A 1,601-nucleotide genomic window follows, 5' to 3' on the forward strand; every position below is an offset into this window, starting at 1 on the left:
CTGAGACCTGATGCCGAGCCGATTGTGGTGAAGTGGATGATCCTATGCTGTCGAGAAAAGCCTCTAGCGAGTTTCATGGCGGCCCGTACCCTAAACCGACTCAGGTGGTCAGGTAGAGAATACCGAGGCGTTCGGGTGAACTATGGTTAAGGAACTCGGCAAAATGCCCCCGTAACTTCGGGAGAAGGGGGGCCATCACCGGTGATGAGTCTTGCACTCTGAGCTGGGGGTGGCCGCAGAGACCAGCGAGAAGCGACTGTTTACTAAAAACACAGGTCCGTGCGAAGCCGTAAGGCGATGTATACGGACTGACGCCTGCCCGGTGCTGGAACGTTAAGGGGACCGGTTAGTCACATTTCGGTGTGGCGAAGCTGAGAACTTAAGCGCCAGTAAACGGCGGTGGTAACTATAACCATCCTAAGGTAGCGAAATTCCTTGTCGGGTAAGTTCCGACCTGCACGAATGGCGTAACGACTTCTCGACTGTCTCAACCATAGGCCCGGTGAAATTGCACTACGAGTAAAGATGCTCGTTTCGCGCAGCAGGACGGAAAGACCCCGGGACCTTTACTACAGTTTGATATTGGTGTTCGGTTCGGCTTGTGTAGGATAGGTGGGAGACTGTGAAGCGGCCACGCCAGTGGTTGTGGAGTCGTCGTTGAAATACCACTCTGGTCGTGCTGGATGTCTAACCTCGGTCCGTGATCCGGATCAGGGACAGTGTCTGATGGGTAGTTTAACTGGGGCGGTTGCCTCCTAAAGAGTAACGGAGGCGCCCAAAGGTTCCCTCAGCCTGGTTGGCAATCAGGTGTTGAGTGTAAGTGCACAAGGGAGCTTGACTGTGAGACCGACGGGTCGAGCAGGGACGAAAGTCGGGACTAGTGATCCGGCGGTGGCTTGTGGAAGCGCCGTCGCTCAACGGATAAAAGGTACCCCGGGGATAACAGGCTGATCTTCCCCAAGAGTCCATATCGACGGGATGGTTTGGCACCTCGATGTCGGCTCGTCGCATCCTGGGGCTGGAGTCGGTCCCAAGGGTTGGGCTGTTCGCCCATTAAAGCGGTACGCGAGCTGGGTTTAGAACGTCGTGAGACAGTTCGGTCCCTATCCGCTGCGCGCGCAGGAACATTGAGAAGGGCTGTCCCTAGTACGAGAGGACCGGGACGGACGAACCTCTGGTGTGCCAGTTGTCCTGCCAAGGGCATGGCTGGTTGGCTACGTTCGGAAAGGATAACCGCTGAAAGCATCTAAGCGGGAAGCCTGCTTCGAGATGAGTGTTCCCACCTCCTTGAGAGGGTAAGGCTCCCAGTAGACGACTGGGTTGATAGGCCAGATGTGGAAGCCCGGTAACGGGTGGAGCTGACTGGTACTAATAGGCCGAGGGCTTGTCCTCAGTTGCTCGCGTCCACTGTGTTTGTTCTGAAGCAATGAACTCCCGCATGCCTTTTCAGGTGTGTGCCGGTCGAGTTCAACTTCATAGTGTTTCGGTGGTCATAGCGTTAGGGAAACGCCCGGTTACATTCCGAACCCGGAAGCTAAGCCTTTCAGCGCCGATGGTACTGCAGGGGGGACCCTGTGGGAGAGTAGGACGCCGCCGAACAA

Annotated in this window: 2 rRNA genes; both read left to right on the forward strand. The window is 56.2% G+C overall.

What is annotated here, in order from left to right:
* A 23S ribosomal RNA gene (locus ACGFW5_RS35265) occupies window positions 1–1,392 on the forward strand; the annotation flags it as partial.
* Window positions 1,393–1,482: 90 nt separating this feature from the next.
* A 5S ribosomal RNA gene (gene rrf / locus ACGFW5_RS35270) occupies window positions 1,483–1,599 on the forward strand.
* Window positions 1,600–1,601: the final 2 nt, after the last annotated feature.

Origin of the sequence: Streptomyces sp. NPDC048416 (assembly GCF_043200435.1) — a bacterium.
GTDB lineage: Bacteria > Actinomycetota > Actinomycetes > Streptomycetales > Streptomycetaceae > Streptomyces.